Below are 17091 nucleotides of genomic sequence, written 5' to 3'. Positions count from 1 at the left end.
GCGCTACAGCAGCGTCCCGCTGAGGATGAGCAGCGCCACCGAGAAGTAGATGACGAGCCCGGTGACGTCGACAAGCGTGGCGACGAAGGGGGCCGAGGCGCTGGCCGGATCGAGCCTCAGCTTCTGCAGCAGGAAGGGCAGCATCGAGCCGCAGATCGAGCCGAAGGTGACGATCCCGATCAGGGCGGCAAACACCGTGACGGCGACCATCTGCCAGTGCGGGCCGTAGTCGTAGAGCCCGGCGGTCTGCCAGAAAACGATGCGGATGAAGCCGACGAGGCCGAGGATCGCGCCGAGCACGATGCCTGTGGGAAGTTCGCGGAAGAGCACTTTCCACCAGTCCGAAAGCTTCAGCTCGCCGAGCGCCAGGGCCCGGATGATCAGCGATGTCGCCTGCGACCCGGAATTGCCGCCCGAGCTCATGATCAGCGGGATGAACAGGGTCAGCACGACGGCCTTTTCCAGTTCGCCTTCGAAATGCTGCATGGCGCTTGCCGTCAGCATCTCGCCGAGGAAGAGGGCGGCGAGCCAGCCGGCGCGCTTGCGGATCATGCCGGCAAAGCCGATCTTCATATAGGGCCGTCCGAGCGCCTCCATGCCGCCAAACCTCTGGGCCGCTTCCGTCGTGTCGGAGATCATCGTGTCGATCACGTCGTCGACGGTGACGATGCCGAGCACGTGCCCATGTTCGTCGGTGACCGGCAGGGCGAGCAGGTCGTGCTTGCGGATCAGCCGGGCGACATCCTCCTGCTTCATCAGCGGATCGGCCGAAACCGGGTTGCCCTTCTGCGCCACAGAGAGGATGGAAGCATCCGGCTCGCCGGTGATGAGGCGGCGCAGCGTCACCACATGCATGAGCGCATGGCTGAGCTCGTCGAGCACATAGATGGCATAGACGGTCTCGCGCGAGCGTTCGACCTGGCGCACATGATCGAGCGTCTGGGCGACGGTCCAGGAGACCGGCACGCTGACGAACTCGGTCGTCATGATGCCGCCGGCGGTGCGTGGCGGATAGCCCATCAGGTGCTGGATCGCGATGCGCACCGGCTCGTCGAGGCTGGCAAACAGCCGGGCGCGGGTCTCGCGGTCGAGTTCGAGCAGCACGTCGGCGACCCGGTCGTTGGACATGCCGTGCAGCAGCCGTGCTGCATCCTCGGCGCTGATCAGCGCCAGGATCTCGGCGGCGTTGCGAAGCTCCGGCCGGTCGAGAATGTTGACGGCATAGTCGAGCGGCATGCCCGTCAGTACGCGGCCGGCCTCCTGGATGCTCAGCGCGTTCAGGGATTCGACCCGTTCGGCGATCGTTGCGCCGCGGCTGTTGTTGATGAAGGCACGGGCGGCATGGCCTGCCCGAAGAGGGAAGCGATTGATATTCATGTGAGGCTCGCCTTTCCGTCGATCCGCCGTAGCGTCCCGAACGGGCGAGCCGACAGGAGTCGGTCAGCGCACGAGGGTCGCGTACGGCAAAGGCAATCGACTGCTACTGTCGCTTGGCATCGTGAAGATGGCTCCGTTGAAATCCGTGGCTAACGGGTGTCGGCCACGTTTTTGTAGGTGGTCCCGAACGCGGAAAAAGTCAAGCGAGGTAAATGCTTAACGCCACAATGTCGCACCCTGCGATGCGCGCATTGTTGACGACCTCAAATGGTTTGTGCGCTCCGGTTGCGACGTTCCAGGTGGAAGGACGCTGCAAAGACGAAGAGACCGAGGAAGGAGAGTGCTGCGCCGACATAGCCGGTTGCGGCAAAACCGTAGCCCCAGGCGATGACCAGGCCGCCGAGCCAAGCGCCGATCGCATTGGCGATGTTGAAGGCGGAATGGTTGGAGGCGGCCGCCAGCGTCTGCGCATCGGCGGCGACATCCATCAGCCGCGTCTGCAGCGCCGGGCCGGCGGCGAAACCGCAGCCGACGAGGAAGACCGAGAGGCCGAGCATATAGGGGTTGGCGGCGGTCAGCGCGAAGGTGGTCAGCACGACGATATTATAGATGAGCGAGCCGCCGATCGTGCCGAGCAGCGATTTGTCCGCCAGCCACGAGCCGATGAAATTGCCCGCATTCATGCCGACGCCGAACAACACCAACATGATCGGAACCGCGCTTTCCGGCAGCATCGCCACCTCAGTCGTGGTCGAGGCGATATAGCTGAACATGGCGAACATGCCGCCATAGCCGACGGCGGCGATGCCGAGCGTCAACCAGACCTGCGGCCGGCGGAACGCGCCGAGCTCGCGCAGGAAGCTTGCCTCTTCGGAAACCCTGTCCTTCGGAACGTAGAACCAGATCAACACCACCGTCAGCAGGCCGACGATGCCGACCGACCAAAACGCCACCTGCCAGTCGAGCGACTGGCCGAAAAACGTCGTCAGCGGCGTGCCGAGAAGCGTCGCGACTGTGAGCCCGAGCATGACGCGTCCAACGGCGCGTGCCCGCCGATAAACCGGCACCATCGAGGCCGCGACAAGCGCGGCGACGCCGAAATAGGCTCCATGCGGCAGGCCGGTGACGAAGCGCAGGAATGTGAAGGATTCGAAGGTCGGCGCCATGGCGCTGAGGATATTGCCGACGGCAAAGACCAGCATCAGTGTCAAAAGCAGCGTGCGGCGCGCCATCCTCGCGGCGAGCACAGCAATGACGGGCGCACCGACGACGACACCAAGCGCATAGGCGCTGATGACATAGCCGGCCTGTGGTGTCGTGACTGAGAAAGTCTCGGCGACATTGGGCAGCAGTCCCATGATCGCGAACTCGCCGGTGCCGATGCCGAAGCCGCCGCAGGCGAGCGCCAGTTGGACCAAGGCGACGGTCGTTGCCGACGGCAGCTCGTCCTCGGGCTGGGTTCCGACGGACTCATTGATGGCGATCTCACTCATGAGAGCTCCTCGGGAAGGTTTTCTGCTTGGCAATGCCTCTGGCGCAAGTGCGGCGCGAGGCGAACGTGATAGATGGCGGGAAGTGGAGACGATCTCTCCGATATCTGATCTATCCGTCATGTACCGGCGGGCGTCGAGTGCATTTTACGCAGTGCAGCGTCCTGCTATGTGCATATGTCCGTTGCAATATTTGCATTTCTGTTGTTTTTGCGGAGAGATGGGCGCGCTTGAAATCGCCAGTGCCGCAACCATTTCAGGGCAAAGGCAGGAGCATTTCCGCGCCAGGGACGGGAGCCCCTATGAAGCTTGTAGGCTTTTTCAATCGCGACGGCGGCACCTTCAGGACCACCGACATGGTGGCCTACGAAAAGAGGGCGGAGGCGGCCTTTCGGGATGCCGGGCATGATTTCGATGCCATCGTTTTCTCCGGCAAGGAAATCATTCCCGCGATGGAACGGGCGGCCAAGCGCGACGATATCGACGGCATCGTCGCCGGCGGTGGCGACGGCACGGTTTCGGCCGCGGCGTCGATCGCCTGGAAAAACGGCATCGCGCTCGGCGTCGTGCCGGCCGGCACCATGAACCTTTTTGCCCGCTCGCTGCGCGTGCCGCTCGATATCTGGCAGGCGCTCGACGTATTGGCTTCAGGTGAGATCGATAATGTCGATATTGCCAGCGCCAACGGCCGGCCTTTCATCCATCAGTTTTCGGCCGGTCTGCATGCCCGTATGGTGCGCTACCGCAACGCCTACAGCTATCGCTCGCGGCTCGGCAAAATCCGGGCAAGCACCAAGGCCGCTCTTGGCGTGATCTTCAATCCCCCGGAATTCGAGGTCGAGTTCGAGGCGGCCGGCATGCGGGAGCGCCGCTGGGTCTCGGCGATTTCGGTTTCCAACAATCCCTTCGGCGAAAATGCGCTGCTCTATGCCGATAACCTCAGAAGCGGCGAACTCGGCTTCTATACGGCAAATCCTTTGAATCCGCTCGGCGTCGCCCGCCTAGCCATCGACATGCTGCGTGGCAAGGTCCGTGAGAATGCCGACGTCATGGTGATGCATCCGGCCGAGGTACACCTGCATTTCCCGAAACTGCGCCGCAAGGCCAATTGCGTCATGGACGGCGAATTATTGCCGCTCCAACGTGATGTTTCGATCCGGCTGCATCCCGGCGAGCTGAAGGTCCTCGTCAAGCAGGGGCTCGCCGCTCAGGTGAATGAGGACGAACGCCGCGAGCCTGCAGCCTGAGGCCGGAAGGCTTCAGAGCCGCGGCAGATAGGTGCGATAGTCGAAATCCGAGACGGTGCGCAGATGCGCGAGCGCTTCCTTGCGCTTGGTGTCGCCGTAAAGCGCCTGATAACGCGTGCCGAAGATATCGGCGATGAAGGGCGAGGCGCGAAAGGTTTCGACCGCGCTCAGGAAATCATGCGTCAGCCGCGTCGTATTGGCAGGCGTGTAGGAGGGTGTCGTTTCCTCGCCGGGGTCGAGCTCGCCGTCGAGACCGATGAGCATGCCGCCGAGTATCGCCGCCAGCAGCAGATAGGGATTGGCGTCGGCGCCGGCGACGCGGTGCTCGATACGGGCGGCCGGTCCGTCTTTGTCGGGTATGCGGATCGCGGTTCCGCGATGGCCGCTGCCCCAGGTGAGGTCGACCGGCGCGAACGAGCCCGGCTGGAACCGCCGGTAGGAGTTGGCGAAGGGGGCGAAGATAAGCTGCGCCGCGCGCATGGTCTCGAGCAGGCCTGCCGTGACCGATTTCAGCAGCTTGGGCTCGCCGCCCTTGGCATCGAGGATGTTGCGGCCTTGCCGATCGACGATGCTCACATGTACATGCAGGCCGGAGCCGGCATGTTCGGAATAGGGTTTTGCCATGCAGGTCGATTTCAGCCCGTGTCGGCGCGCCGCCTGTTCGGCGATGCGCTTCAAATAGAGGCAATCGTCGGCGGCGGCGAGCGCATCGGCGCGGTGCAGCAGATTGACTTCGAACTGGCCGGGGCCGAATTCTGCCGTCGTCGCATCCGCCGGCAATCCCTGCGCCTTCGCATAGGCCCTCAGGGTCCCGAGATAGTCGTCGAGCGCGTCGACGGCGCTCATATCGTAGAGCTGGAAACCATTCGGCTCGCCGCGATAGGTGAGGCTTTCGGGCGGGGAGGGGCGGCCGGTTTCGCGCCAGTCGCCCGACATCACGTAGAATTCCAGCTCGGTGGCGACGACAGGCGTCAACCCGCGGCTGCGATAGCGCTCGACTACGGAAGCGAGGATGGCGCGCGGATCCATGAAGCTCGGGCTGCCGTCGAATTCATGCATGGTGGCAAGCACCTGCATCGAACCCTCCGGCGCCCAGGGCATCGGCGCGAGGCTGCGCCGGTCGGGAACAACCATGCCGTCGGGATCGCCGATCGTCAGAGACAGGCCGGTAATGTCGTCATTGTCGTCACCCCAGATATCGAGCGACTGCGTCGACGTCGGCAGGCGGATGTCGCCGGCCCAGACCTTGTCTTCGCCGCCGGATGGAAGCTGTTTCCCGCGTAGCTCGCCGTTCATGCCGACGATCAGGATATCGAAACGCGGGTCGCCGCCGGCCTTGCCGTCCATCCTGTCGCTCGCCATGACCTTGAAAATCCTCCGGGACAAGGCCAAGCTCCTAACCCATCGATAGCAGCCTTTCAATCCGCGAGGGTCTTCTACCAGCCATGCCCGATACCTACCCGCCATCGAACCTTGCCGCGATTGATGCAGCCCATCATCTGCACCCCTTCGCCGACATGAAGAAGCTGAACGCCGATGGCGCCCGCGTCATCCAGCGCGGCGAGGGCGTCTATATCTTCGATGATCGCGGCCGGAAATATCTCGACGGCTTCGCCGGCCTCTGGTGCGTCAATATCGGCTATGGCCGGCGCGAGATCGCTGAGGCCGTTGCAAGGCAGATGAACGAGCTGCCCTATTACAACACCTTTTTCGGTACCACCTCGACGCCGACTTCGCTGCTGGCGCAGAAGGTGACGTCACATGCGGACGCGCGTTTCAACCATATCTTCTTTACCGGTTCCGGTTCGGAGGCGAACGACACCTGGTTCCGCATGGCCCGTGTCTACTGGAGCGCCGTCGGCAAGCCGTCGAAGAAGATCGTCATCGCGAGGAAGAACGGCTATCACGGTTCGACCGTCGCCGGCGCCAGCCTCGGCGGCATGAAATACATGCATGAGCAGGGCGACCTGCCGATCCCTGGAATCGTCCATATCCGCCAGCCCTATTGGTACGGCGAGGGCGGCGATCTCACGCCCGAGGAATTCGGGCTGAAGGTCGCCCGCGAACTCGAAGCGAAGATCGACGAACTCGGCGAGGAGAACGTCGCCGCCTTCGTCGCTGAGCCGGTGCAGGGGGCGGCCGGCGTCATCATCCCGCCCGAGACTTACTGGCCGGAAATCGACCGCATCTGCAAGGCGCGTGATATTCTGCTGGTGACTGACGAGGTGATCTGCGGTTTCGGCCGGCTGGGCGCCTGGTTCGGCCACCAGCATTTCGGCGTCGAGCCCGATCTCGCGCCGATCGCCAAGGGGCTTTCTTCCGGCTACCTGCCGATCGGCGGCGTGCTCGTCAGCGACAAGATCGCCGACGTGCTGATCAACGAGGTCGGCGAGTTCAACCACGGCTTCACCTATTCCGGTCACCCGGTCTGCGCCGCCGCCGCCCTCGAAAACCTGCGCATCATCGAGGCGGAAGGGCTGGTCGAACGTGTGCGCGACGATATCGGCCCCTATTTCGGAAAGGCCTGGGCAGCGCTCGCCGACCATGATCTGGTCGGCGAGGCCGTCAGCATCGGCCTGATGGGCGGCCTGCAGCTGGCCGCGGAGAAGAGCACGCGCACGCGTTATGAGAAGCCCGATCAGGTCGGCGCGCTGGTGCGCAATCACGCGCTGGCGAACGGCCTCGTGCTGCGCGCCACTGGCGACCGCATGCTGGCCTCGCCGCCGCTCGTCATCAGCCACGCGGAGGTGGACGAGATGGCCAGCATTACCAAGCTGGCGCTGGATGCGGCCTGGAAGGAGCTCAGGCGCTTCGGTTAAGTGGTCTTTAGCTTTCGTGCATGACGTCTTTGAGGATATCCGCGCCGGTTGCGTATTCCTTGCCAAGGCCGGCTTCAATCTCGGAGTCGGCCGTCTGAATGTCTCTACCCAGGGCCTCTATATTCAGCTCGTGGTCGGCGAGCATACGGATGCCCGCCCGCACGGCCTCAGTCTCTGTGCCGAACCGGCCATTACGGACAAGCTCCGACAGGATTCCGTCATAGGTATCGCCAAGGGAAAAAGTCTTTGCGCGTGCCATGTCAATTGTTCCTCGCCGTCAAGCTATTGCCAAATCGAACAATCTTACATTGTCGCTTCTGACGGAAGCTAAATTGGTTTGCGCCCCTGGCCGATGTCTCCTCCTGAGTAGCATATTCTGCGAGTTTAGTGAGAACGCCAACCCCACTCTCCGTCATCCCAGGCCTTGAGCCTGGGATCCATGCGACTGCTGCTTATGGGTGCGTTGTGGATGCTCGGCTCAAGGCCGAGCATGACGGAGAGTGGGGTGGGCAGGAGAAACATTCACAGTACAGGCGCCCGTGTTAGCGAGGCATTCGCTAGCAAAACCAGACAATGCCAGTCACAGCCTAAACTGACTTTGGTGAAGAGGCGGACGATAGCCTATGCGCAGATCAAACGAGGTCGGCCACCTTAATCACGGCTACACCTATTCCGGCCATTCGGTCGCGACGTCATACTCCTATTTCACTCGGTCCGACTGCTTGACCCAAGCATACCCGAAGCGGTAGCGGTCGTCGCCGCGCTGATAGAAATAGGGCACGTCGATCACCGATGCCTGAGGTGCGGACGCGCCGAGATTGGGCTTGAGCCATTCAGCCATGGCCGGCGGAAGCCCTTCGCTTGCCCCTTTCGGCGGGATCAGCCACACGAGAAGCAGCGGTTGCCGACCGCTAAGATCCGGGTGGAAGCCGGGATAATCCACGGAGAGGACCGGCACATCGGGAATATCCTGCCTGAGATTGCCGGCGAGCAGGCTGTCGCCGGCAAGGATCGCTGCCGGTTCGGCCTGTTTGCGCAAGCTTTCCAGCATCGTGGCATAGGGCCTGTTCAGCCGTTCATAATGGCCGGTGAAGCGTGCGGCGGCGACGCTGCCGTAAAGGGCGGCCGGCACGCCGATCATGATGATGGCGACGATGGCCATGAAACGCCGGAAAGCCCGGGCTGTCTGTACGCCGGCGGCGTCGATCTTCAGGCAGAAAAAGAGCGGCAGGATGAAGAGCATTGGCACCAGCCAGCGATCCTTGATTCCGGCAGCACCGCCGAAGACGATCAAAAACAGGATGCCGATGACGAAGACGAGCATCATCCGCTCGATGAGCCGCGTCCATTCCGACCGAGCGGCCAATGCCGGGCGAAGGGTCTTGCCGAAGACGACGGCGAACACCGCCACGGTCAATCCGGCAAAGCTGAGGATGGCAAGAGCGAGCGAGCCGACGCCCATGGCCACCTGCATGGGATAGCCGGCATTGTCGCTGGCGGTCATCTTTTCCAGGGTGCGGGCGGTGGCGAAGTCGAGATTGTCCTTCAGCCAGAAAAGATGCGGCAGGGTGATGACGAGGGCAACGATAACGGTCACCGCCAGCCGCCGATCAAAGATCCGCCCCCGCCAGCGCGCATCCGCCAGCGCGCCGATCAAGGCTGCGGCCGGCAGGATGGCGAAATTATATTTGGCGAGCAGCCCGAAACCGATGCCGATGCCTGTTATCAGGTAGGAGCCAAGGCTCGGCTGTTTCAGACTGCGGATGAAGCCGTAGAAGAAGATGCTGGCCGAGAAGAAGACCGCGACCGTGTGGGTGAGGTCGCGCTGCATCTCGAAAACCATTTGCGGGATGGTCAGCAATCCGAGCGTCGCGATCGCCACCAGCGCCTTGTCGCGCAAAACGAGACGCGCGGTCAGGCCGTACAGCAGGTAGGCGCTGAACAGCAGGAGATTCTTCATCACCGAAAGCGCGACAAGCGAAACACCGGCAAACTGGAAGACGGCATATTGCAGCCAGTTGTAGAACGGCGGCTGCGGGCCGTAACCGGCGGCGAGCCATTGCGAACGGAAGACCTGTTCGGCCTCGTCGAGGTCGAGCGAATGCGAGGTCGCCAGCCGCACGCCGATCTGAAGCGTGAAATAGACGGCGAGCAGCACGAAAATCCAGCTGACGTCGCGAAGACCGGTTTTGATCATTCTATCTGGCCCCCGGCCGAACCCAGGCATAGCCGAGTGCGAAATTATCGCCCTGGCGGCCGAAATAATAGGGGAGCGACAGGGCGCCGATCTCCTGCGGCGCGATGCCTGCCGCCGTCAGCGCCGATGAAAACCGCTCCGGCATGACGGCATCCGCAGCGGTCGCCGTCTTCTTGCCGCGCCAGACGATCAGCACCGGTCCACCTGCAGTCGTGTAGGCTGGAATGCCGGCGACGGGAAAATCGGGGATGACGACGGGCACATGGGGAAGCTGCAGACGCATATTCCCGGCGACATAGGGATCCGAGGCAATCACCAGCGCGGGTTCAGCCTGCCGGGTCATTTCGCGGACAAGGTCGGCCATCGGCACATTCGGTCGGCTATAAGTGCCGATCAGCCCGGCGCCGACGACGCGGAAGCCGAGCGCGACCAGCACACAGGCCATCAGCACCGGCACGACCGGCCGGAAGCGGCGCAGCCCGGCGGAAAAATCGAGCCCGGCCGCCTTCATCTTTGCCAGAAAGTAGATCGGCAGCACCAGCAGGAACGGATCGAGCCAGCGCTCACGCACGGTGGTAGAGCCGGTGAACAGCACGATCAGAGCGATGCCGGCAAGGCTTGCGAGCATCATCCGCTCCATCATCCCGGTCCAGCGGTTCCTGGCCGAAAGCGCCCGGACAAAATCCCGGCGGAAGGCGGCTGCGAAGATTGCGACCGGCAGCGCTGCAAAGGCGAGGATAGCGATGAGAAAGGCGAGGAAGCCTTTGCCGATCCGGGCGATGCCGGCAGGTTCGTTGCCGGCGGCCATCTTGACCAGAGTATCGGAGGAGGCGAATGCGAGATTGCCCTGCAGCCAGATCGCGTGCGGCAGGACGATGACGAGCGCGACGGCGACCGCGATCAGCATGCGCCAGTCGAGCGCCCTGCGCCGCCATTCGGCGTCAGGCAGGATGGCAATCAGCGCGACCGCCGGCATCAGCGCAAAATTGTACTTCGAGATCAGCCCGATGCCCGTTGCAAGCCCGAGCAGGAGATAGCTGCCGACACCAGGCCGGTCGAGCGTGCGGAAGAAGCCATAGAGGAACAGGGAGCTGGCAAAGAGCAGCGCCGTCGTGTGGGTCAGATCCTGCTGGGCCATGTAGGAGACCTGGGGCAGGGTGATCAGTGCGAGCATGCCGACGGCGGCGAGCGCCTGGTCCTTCAGTGCTTCGCGCCCGGCAAGGCCATAGAAGAGGTAACACAGGAAGAGCAGGATATTCTTCGGCACGATCAACGCGCCGATAGACATGCCCATCACCGAAACGATGGCATATTGCATCCAGTTGTAGAAGGGCGGCTGCGGGCCGTAGCCCGCCAGCAGATATTGCGAGAAGAAGGACTGCTCGGCCTCGTCGAGCTCCAGCGAATGCGGAAGCGCAAGTCGCAGTCCGATGTTCAGCACGAAATAGGCTGCAAGCAGCAGCGCCGCGGTTCCGATCGTCCTCGTCGCGCGTTCCAGCATCGTGCCGACGGCTTAGGCTTGGCTTTGATCGTCGAAGATCTGCCGCACGATATAGTTCGGAGAGGCGTCGTCACGATAATAGGTGCGCGCGATCATTTCGGCCAGAATGCCGGTGGTGATCATCTGTACCGACGACAGCAGCAGCACGACGCCGACCATCAGCATCGGCCTCGTGCCGATATCATTGCCCAAAATGAACTTATCGAAGCCGAGGTAAAGCAGGATCAGCATGGCGATGGCGCCGAGGCCGAGACCCAGCGAGCCGAAGAAATGTCCCGGCCGCGCCTTGTAGCGCATGAAGAACATCACCGACAGCAGGTCGAGGATGACGCGGAAGGTGCGCGAAATCCCGTATTTGGAAACGCCGTGCTCGCGGGCATGGTGGGTGACGGCCATCTCGCCGATGCGCGAGCTCGGCACGACGCCGGCCACCCAGGCCGGGATGAAGCGGTGCATTTCGCCCATCAGCTTCACCTGCTTGATGATCGAGGCACGGTAGATCTTCAGGCTGCAGCCGTAATCGTGCAGCTTGACGCCGGTGATGCGGCCGATCAGGTAGTTGGCGCACCAGGAGGGTATCTTGCGCAGGAACAGACCGTCCTTGCGGTTCTTGCGCCAGCCGACCAGGAGGTCGAGTTCGCGCCGCTCGAGCTCGAAAACCATCTGGGGAATATCCTTCGGATCATTCTGCAGGTCGCCGTCCATCGTCGCGATCAGCCGGCCCCTGGCGGTGTCGATGCCGGCCTGCATGGCGGCGGTCTGGCCGAAATTGCGCTGCAGCTCGACAATTCTCAGCGTCAGCCCCTCGCGCCCGACGAATTTGCGGGCGTTGACGAGCGTCGCATCGGTGCTGCCGTCGTCGACGAGGATCAGTTCCCAGCGATAAGGATATTCAGCCATCGCCGCAAGGATACGTTCGACCAGCGGGCCGACGCTTTCCTCTTCGTTGAAAACGGGCACGACCAGCGACAGCTCGAGCGATTGTACCGGATCATTCGTGCCGCGAATGGGTTCTACCGTTGTCTGCAACTTTCATCTCCAAAAGGCCGGCGGCCTGGCAATCCTTACTGCCGCCACCGCGTATGCGGAAGCCTACTACATGAAGTGTCCGTCCGTTGCCAGCGGACAATGCCGGTTTCCCTCGCTCCAGCTGCCGCAACGCTATTGCGCGCCGCCCTCCACCCAGGAGTAGCCAATCGAAAAGGTATGTTTGCCGTCGCCGAAAAGATAGGGCAGCGTCAGCGTGTTTATCTCTTTCAGATGAATACCCGATTTCACGAGATCGTTGGCGAAGCCCGGCGAAATGGTCGGATCGTTTGCCGTTTCGCCGCGCCAGACAACCAGCACCGGTCCCTTCGCTGTCGCATATTCCGGAACCCCGGGACCGGGGAAGAACGGGATCACGACGGGAACGTCGGGAAACTCGAGCTTCATATTGCCCGCCACGAACTTGGTCCCCGCCACGATGAGAACCGGTTTGCGGGTCGCTGTCAGTTCGGTCACGTAGTTCGCGAAGGGCACGTTCGTTCTCGTATAGGTGCCGATATATTGAATGGCGACGATCCGCAGCAACAGGATCGACAGGATGACGATCATGAAAACCGGCACCACCGGCCGAAAGCGTGCAAGGCCGGCGGAAAGATCGAAACCTGCGGTTTCCAGTTTCAGGAGCAGGTAGATCAGCAGGACGAGAAGGCACGGGTCGAGCCAGCGTTCATGGATGTCGCTCGCGCCGGCGAAGACGACGATGCCGGCGAAGGCGAGCAGGCTGACAACCATCATCCGCTCGATCACCCGGATCATTGGACTGGACGAAGAGAGCGCCCGGAAGAAATCCCGCCGGAAGGCAGCTGCGATGAGAACGATCGGCAACGCGGTGAAACCGAGCACGGCGATGACGAGGGACAACAGCCCCTGTCCGATGCGGGGGAGGCCGGCCGCGGCCTCATGCTCGGCAGTCATCCGCTCCAGCGTCGGGGCCGAAGCGCTGACGAGGTTATCGGGCAGCCAGAGCGCATGCGGCAGAACGATGAGAATGGCGATGACGGCCACCGGCAGCAGGCGCCAGTCGAACAGGCGGCTGCGCCACTTCCAGTCCGGCAACACGGCGACGAAGGCGGCAAAAGGCAGGATGGCGAAATTATACTTGGAGATGAGGCCGATGCCGGTGGCAATGCCGATGACGAGATAACTGCCGATCGTCGGCTGGCGCAACGTCCGGAAGAAGCCGAAGAGGAAGAGCGAGGTCGCAAACAGCAGGGCAACGGTATGGGTGAGCTCGCGCTGCGCCATTAGGCCGACCTGCGGCAGGGTAATCAGGCTCAGCATGGCGATGGGCGGGAGCAAACGGCTCTTCAGCACCTCGCGGGCGGCCAGACCGTAGAAAAGATAGCAGCCGAAGAGAATGATGTTCTTCGGAACCGAGAGCGCCCACATCGTGATGCCGGTCACCGAGACGACGGCATACTGGATCCAGTTGTAGAAGGGTGGCTGCGGGCCGTAACCGGCCAGAAGATATTGCGAGTAGAATGCTTGCTCCGCCTCATCGAGATCGAGCGTATGAGGCAATGAGATGCGGAGCAGGATGTTCAGCAGGAAATAGACTGCCAGAAAAATGCTGGCGCTCTTGATGCTTTTGGTAATGCGCTCCAACATCGATCTCCAAGTCAAGCCGGCAAGGCCTCGCCATCTTTCGGTCTGCCGCGCGGATCGTCGGCTTGAGGCGATCCCGCCGCCACCGCCATCAACTCCGCCGTTGTGCGCAACCTTCATTTCTCCTAAAACGCCGGGACGGAGCTGAGGCCCATAGCGACGCCAAGTGAGGAATGCCTACTACATGAAGAGTTCGATCGTTGAAAGCCAGCAGTCCTGGTTTATGCGCAATCGCATGACGGCGCTGACGATCATAATTGTCGCAGCCTATGCGCTCTTCGTGCAATGGTTCTGGGGCTGGCCCGTCATCATCAGCCAATGGGCCGATGTCGGGGCAGGTCCCGTCATCGGCGCGCTCGTGGCTCTGACGGGCACCTATTTCCTGCGCACCTGGCGCATCTACGACTATTTTCCGCAGGAGACCACGGGCCGGTTTGCGACCCTCTTTCGGGTCACGCAGATCCACAATCTCCTGAACATCATGCTGCCCTTCCGGACCGGCGAAACCAGTTTTCCCCTGTTGATGCGCACCGAATTCGGCATTCCGCTGACGCGCGGAACCTCGGCACTCCTAGTCATGCGGCTGCTCGACCTGCACGCCCTGCTGGCGGCTGCCGGCATCGGCTTTGCGCTCGCCGCAGCCGATGCTCTCGTTGCATGGTCGCTTTGGGCGGTCTTCCTGCTGCTGCCGGTCGCAGCCTTCGCAGCGCGCAAGCCGCTGTTGCGCGTCGCCGCCAGGCTGCTGCCTGCAAAGGCGCAGAGATTGGTCGTCGAGATCGAAAACGGCTTGCCGCTGAATGCCGTCGCCTTTGCGCGCGCCTGGGCGATGACCATCGTCAACTGGCTGGTGAAGGTGATCGTGCTCGCATGGGCGCTCGGCCTGATGGGTGTGTTTCCCATGGCGGCCAGCTTCGGCGGCGCGCTTGGCGGCGAACTCTCCTCCGTCCTGCCGGTGCACGCGCCTGGCGGGGTCGGCACCTATCCGGCCGGCATTACCGCCGGCGCCGTTGCGCTCGGAGCGTCGAGCGAGCGGGCGGCGCTCGCCGTGCTCGCGCAGGCTAGCGTCAATGCCCATTTGCTGATCATAGTCTCGGCGCTGACAGGAACCGCGATCTCACTGCCGCTCGGACGCCGCGGCAAGCTCTGAAATCCGTTTGCGAAGAAAAGCCTGCTCCGGCTCCTGCCGGCACAGCGACAGCGCCGTTTCATAGGCCGCGATCGCCTCATCTCTCCGGCCGAGGCGGCGCAGGAAATCAGCACGCGCCGCATGGGCGAGGTGATAGGCCTGCAGCTCCCGGTGCCTCAGGACAGCATCGATCAACTCAAGGCCTTTCGACGGCCCTTCCGCCATCGCGATCGCCACAGCGCGGTTGAGTTCGACTACCGGCGAGGACTGGGCTGCGAGAAGCAGGTCGTAATAGAAGACGATCCGGCGCCAGTCGGTTCGCTCGGCGGCAGGCACCTTCGCATGTTCGGCGGCGATCGCTGCCTGCACCGTATAGGTGCCGACCTCTCCCGTCCGCATCGCCTCGCTAAGGAGTGCCAGGCCCTCCGAGATTTTGGCGCGGTCCCAGAGCGAGCGGTCCTGATCGGCAAGCAGCACGAGGGCTCCCTCCGCGCCGCTGCGGGCGTTGCGGCGGGATTCCTGCAGCAGCATCAGCGCCAGAAGCCCGCAAACGTCGGGGTGCGGCAGCAGCGCCAGAAGCAGCCGCGCCAGCCGGATGGCCTCTGCCGTCAGATCGGCGCGAACGACCGCGTCTCCCGATGAGGTGGAATAGCCCTCGTTGAAGACGAGATAGATGACGTGCAACACCCGATCGAGCCGCTCGGGCAGCGCCTCGCGGCCCGGCACTTCATAGGGGACGTTTGCTGCCCGGATCCTGTTTTTGGCGCGCACAATCCGCTGCGCAACCGTCGGCGCCGGAACGAGGAAGGCATGGGCGATCTCCTCGGTGGTCAGTCCGCAGATTTCCCGAAGCGCCATCGCCGTCTGCGCATCCGCCGGGATAGCCGGATGGCAGCAGGTGAAGATCAGCCGCAGCATGTCGTCCTCGATCGCTTCCATCTCGCCCATCTCCATTTCGTCGACGCTATAGAGGCTGTCCTCGATGTGCTTCTGCGATGCATCGAAACGCGCACGCCGCCGGATCGCATCAATCGCCTTGAAGCGGCCGGTCGACACAAGCCAGCCGGAGGGGTTGGCGGGAACGCCGTCGACCGGCCATGTTCTTGCGGCCGCTGCAAAGGCATCGTGAAGCGCTTCCTCCGCACGGTCGAAATCGCCGAGCAATCGGATCAGCGTCGCCAGCACCCGGCGAGATTGGGTTCGGTAGATCTCCTCGATGACCGCTTCCACGGGGGCACCTCAGTTCGGAAGGGTGAGTGTTCGCACCGGTCTCAGTTCGACCGCGCCGTAGCGGGCCGACGGAATTCGCCCGGCGATCTCCTTCGCCTTCGCCATGTCAGGCGCCTCGATGACGTAGAAGCCCGCCAGATGCTCCTTCGTCTCGACATAGGGGCCGTCGGTGACGGAGAGCCTATTGTTTCGAACCCGCAGCACGCTCGCCTGGTCAGGCATTTCGAGCGCATCGGAATGGATCATGAAGCCGTCGCGGCACAGTTCCTCGTCGAAGGCAAAGTGCGCTTTGATGAGATCGCCGGTTTCATCCGGTGTCAGCCTGCCGTCGGTGTCGGTGCTGTTATAGATCAGGCAGATGTAGCGCATGGTTATTTCCCATCTTGGATGGAATAGGCTGGGCGGACTTCGATCGAGCAATATTTAAGGATCGGGAAACTGGACGCGATGGTCTTTGCCTCTTCGATATTGTCGGCCTCGAGCAGCACAAAACCGCCCAGATGCTCTTTGATTTCGGCAAACGGGCCATCGGTTGCGGAGACTTCGCCATTGTGCAGGCGAAGCGTGATCGCCGCCGATGGTTCATGCAAGGCGTGCGCTACCAGCAGATGACCGCTGTCGCGCCAGCGATGCGTGACGGCATCCCACTCGGCCTGGGGAACCAGCTTGCACTTTTCGGTGTCGAACCAGATCTGACATAGAAACTTCATTGGCGCCTCCTCATTGGGCTCTCAATTCATGGATTGGCCGCACCTCGATGGCGCCGAATTTGGCGAGCGGAATGCCGGCGGCGATGCGGATTGCGTCGTTGAGATCCTTGGCATCGATCAGGATGAAACCGCCGAGCGCCTCCTTCGTCTCAGCGAAGGGACCGTCCGTCACCGATGTCTCACCGCTCCGCACCCGCACGGTCACCGCCGATGTCGGCGGCTGCAGCGCCTGGGCGACGATCATGTGCCCGCTTTCGGCAAGGTCCTTGTCGTAGTTCAAGGAATTCGCGTCCAGCGCGGCCTTCTCCTCTTTCGTCATCGCGTCGAGCACCGCGCCGTCGAACCAGACCTGACAGAGATATTTCATCGCAGACTGCCTCCTTGCGATGTTTCAATGACTCTGGACGATCGAGCTTCACACATTTCGACAGCGGCAGAAAAAATATTTGTCGCCGCCGGCTGTCGAAATCGCAGGGCAGCACTCGACAAGGCTTCATCGAAACCTGTCGAGGAGAACGGCAATGAGTATTCTTGAAATCGCGATCGCAAGCCAGATCTGGGCACGCCGCCATGAGAAGCGCCAACTGGGGCTCGACGATGCCGATGCGCTGAAGGTTCTTCTGCGCAGCGCTTTCACCTTCCTCGCCTTCAGCCTGCTGATAGCAGGGCTGAACCTTGCTGCCGGCCGACCGCAGGTGGTTGCGCAGCAGCCGGCGCCTGTCGTGGCGGGACGATGAGGAAA

The 17091-nt window shown here is 62.5% G+C and carries 16 protein-coding genes; 4 read left to right on the top strand and 12 right to left on the bottom strand.

Annotation, left to right across the window (positions count from 1 at the left end; all coding sequences use genetic code 11):
- Positions 1-3: 3 nt before the first annotated feature.
- A complete protein-coding gene (gene mgtE, locus C4N04_RS01960) occupies positions 4-1377 on the bottom strand; it encodes a magnesium transporter (protein WP_106795328.1) in 1374 nt (457 codons plus the stop codon).
- Between the two features lie 263 nt (positions 1378-1640).
- Positions 1641-2870: an MFS transporter gene (locus tag C4N04_RS01955; protein WP_106795327.1), complete on the bottom strand. Its 1230-nt coding sequence runs from the start codon at positions 2868-2870 to the stop codon at positions 1641-1643.
- Between the two features lie 299 nt (positions 2871-3169).
- Here C4N04_RS01955 and C4N04_RS01950 point away from each other — a divergent pair, with 299 nt between their 5' ends.
- On the top strand, positions 3170-4114 hold the full coding sequence (locus C4N04_RS01950; RefSeq protein ID WP_038687860.1) for a diacylglycerol kinase family protein: 945 nt from the start codon (positions 3170-3172) through the stop codon (positions 4112-4114).
- Between the two features lie 12 nt (positions 4115-4126).
- On the opposite strand, the gene C4N04_RS01945 is transcribed toward C4N04_RS01950, so the two are convergent.
- Positions 4127-5476: a glutamine synthetase family protein gene (locus C4N04_RS01945; protein ID WP_106795326.1), complete on the bottom strand. Its 1350-nt coding sequence runs from the start codon at positions 5474-5476 to the stop codon at positions 4127-4129.
- Between the two features lie 83 nt (positions 5477-5559).
- Between C4N04_RS01945 and C4N04_RS01940 the strand changes: the two genes are divergently transcribed.
- Positions 5560-6933: an aspartate aminotransferase family protein gene (locus tag C4N04_RS01940; protein ID WP_106795325.1), complete on the top strand. Its 1374-nt coding sequence runs from the start codon at positions 5560-5562 to the stop codon at positions 6931-6933.
- A 7-nt stretch (positions 6934-6940) separates the two neighbouring features.
- Here the strand turns inward: C4N04_RS01940 and C4N04_RS01935 are convergent, their stop codons facing one another.
- The 5 genes from C4N04_RS01935 to C4N04_RS01915 all read right to left on the bottom strand — a co-directional run bounded on the left by C4N04_RS01935 (position 6941) and on the right by C4N04_RS01915 (position 13286).
- A complete protein-coding gene (locus C4N04_RS01935; RefSeq protein WP_009994488.1) occupies positions 6941-7192 on the bottom strand; it encodes a type II toxin-antitoxin system ParD family antitoxin in 252 nt (83 codons plus the stop codon).
- 441 nt (positions 7193-7633) lie between these two features.
- Complete coding sequence (locus C4N04_RS01930; protein ID WP_106795324.1) at positions 7634-9130, bottom strand: glycosyltransferase family 39 protein; 1497 nt, start codon at positions 9128-9130, stop codon at positions 7634-7636.
- A 1-nt stretch (position 9131) separates the two neighbouring features.
- The gene (locus C4N04_RS01925) at positions 9132-10631 is read right to left on the bottom strand and encodes a glycosyltransferase family 39 protein (protein ID WP_106795323.1); all 1500 of its coding nucleotides are present in this window, start codon (positions 10629-10631) and stop codon (positions 9132-9134) included.
- 12 nt (positions 10632-10643) lie between these two features.
- Entirely contained in the window at positions 10644-11660 is a 1017-nt protein-coding gene (locus C4N04_RS01920; protein ID WP_106795322.1) for a glycosyltransferase family 2 protein, read from the bottom strand.
- Between the two features lie 132 nt (positions 11661-11792).
- Complete coding sequence (locus C4N04_RS01915) at positions 11793-13286, bottom strand: glycosyltransferase family 39 protein (RefSeq protein WP_106795392.1); 1494 nt, start codon at positions 13284-13286, stop codon at positions 11793-11795.
- A 181-nt stretch (positions 13287-13467) separates the two neighbouring features.
- Here C4N04_RS01915 and C4N04_RS01910 point away from each other — a divergent pair, with 181 nt between their 5' ends.
- The gene (locus C4N04_RS01910; protein WP_106795321.1) at positions 13468-14430 is read left to right on the top strand and encodes a lysylphosphatidylglycerol synthase domain-containing protein; all 963 of its coding nucleotides are present in this window, start codon (positions 13468-13470) and stop codon (positions 14428-14430) included.
- On the opposite strand, the gene C4N04_RS01905 is transcribed toward C4N04_RS01910, so the two are convergent.
- From C4N04_RS01905 to C4N04_RS01890, 4 genes are read right to left on the bottom strand one after another with little or no spacing between them, the layout of a single operon-like run.
- Positions 14398-15639 (bottom strand): RNA polymerase sigma factor, encoded by a 1242-nt coding sequence (locus C4N04_RS01905; protein ID WP_106795320.1) that lies wholly within the window; start codon positions 15637-15639, stop codon positions 14398-14400. The genes C4N04_RS01910 and C4N04_RS01905 overlap by 33 nt on opposite strands.
- Before the next feature lie 9 nt (positions 15640-15648).
- Positions 15649-16008, bottom strand: a complete 360-nt coding sequence (locus C4N04_RS01900) for a YciI family protein (RefSeq protein ID WP_039618806.1) — start codon at positions 16006-16008, stop codon at positions 15649-15651.
- 2 nt (positions 16009-16010) lie between these two features.
- Positions 16011-16349, bottom strand: coding sequence for a YciI family protein (locus tag C4N04_RS01895; RefSeq protein ID WP_106795319.1), 339 nt, complete (start codon positions 16347-16349; stop codon positions 16011-16013).
- 10 nt (positions 16350-16359) lie between these two features.
- Positions 16360-16716, bottom strand: a complete 357-nt coding sequence (locus tag C4N04_RS01890) for a YciI family protein (RefSeq protein WP_106795318.1) — start codon at positions 16714-16716, stop codon at positions 16360-16362.
- Positions 16717-16870: 154 nt separating this feature from the next.
- On the opposite strand from C4N04_RS01890, the gene C4N04_RS01885 reads away from it, so the two are divergent.
- On the top strand, positions 16871-17086 hold the full coding sequence (locus C4N04_RS01885; RefSeq protein WP_245317009.1) for a hypothetical protein: 216 nt from the start codon (positions 16871-16873) through the stop codon (positions 17084-17086).
- Positions 17087-17091: the final 5 nt, after the last annotated feature.

Origin of the sequence: Rhizobium sp. H4 (genome assembly GCF_003013335.1) — a bacterium.
Lineage (GTDB): Bacteria > Pseudomonadota > Alphaproteobacteria > Rhizobiales > Rhizobiaceae > Rhizobium > Rhizobium sophoriradicis.
The sequence above is the reverse complement of the archived record's forward strand: the minus strand, read 5'-3'. Positions and strand labels throughout refer to the sequence as shown.

Bases quoted from the DNA above. Each gene is read 5' to 3' on its own strand.
- C4N04_RS01915 (WP_106795392.1), bottom strand. From the start codon at position 13,286: ATGTTGGAGCGCATTACCAAAAGCATCAAGAGCGCCAGCATTTTTCTG.
- C4N04_RS01890 (WP_106795318.1), bottom strand. From the start codon at position 16,716: ATGAAATATCTCTGTCAGGTCTGGTTCGACGGCGCGGTGCTCGACGCG.
- C4N04_RS01895 (WP_106795319.1), bottom strand. From the start codon at position 16,349: ATGAAGTTTCTATGTCAGATCTGGTTCGACACCGAAAAGTGCAAGCTG.
- C4N04_RS01935 (WP_009994488.1), bottom strand. From the start codon at position 7,192: ATGGCACGCGCAAAGACTTTTTCCCTTGGCGATACCTATGACGGAATC.
- mgtE (WP_106795328.1), bottom strand. From the start codon at position 1,377: ATGAATATCAATCGCTTCCCTCTTCGGGCAGGCCATGCCGCCCGTGCC.
- C4N04_RS01945 (WP_106795326.1), bottom strand. From the start codon at position 5,476: ATGGCGAGCGACAGGATGGACGGCAAGGCCGGCGGCGACCCGCGTTTC.
- C4N04_RS01885 (WP_245317009.1), top strand. From the start codon at position 16,871: ATGAGTATTCTTGAAATCGCGATCGCAAGCCAGATCTGGGCACGCCGC.
- C4N04_RS01955 (WP_106795327.1), bottom strand. From the start codon at position 2,870: ATGAGTGAGATCGCCATCAATGAGTCCGTCGGAACCCAGCCCGAGGAC.
- C4N04_RS01930 (WP_106795324.1), bottom strand. From the start codon at position 9,130: ATGATCAAAACCGGTCTTCGCGACGTCAGCTGGATTTTCGTGCTGCTC.
- C4N04_RS01900 (WP_039618806.1), bottom strand. From the start codon at position 16,008: ATGCGCTACATCTGCCTGATCTATAACAGCACCGACACCGACGGCAGG.
- C4N04_RS01950 (WP_038687860.1), top strand. From the start codon at position 3,170: ATGAAGCTTGTAGGCTTTTTCAATCGCGACGGCGGCACCTTCAGGACC.
- C4N04_RS01925 (WP_106795323.1), bottom strand. From the start codon at position 10,631: ATGCTGGAACGCGCGACGAGGACGATCGGAACCGCGGCGCTGCTGCTT.
- C4N04_RS01910 (WP_106795321.1), top strand. From the start codon at position 13,468: ATGAAGAGTTCGATCGTTGAAAGCCAGCAGTCCTGGTTTATGCGCAAT.
- C4N04_RS01940 (WP_106795325.1), top strand. From the start codon at position 5,560: ATGCCCGATACCTACCCGCCATCGAACCTTGCCGCGATTGATGCAGCC.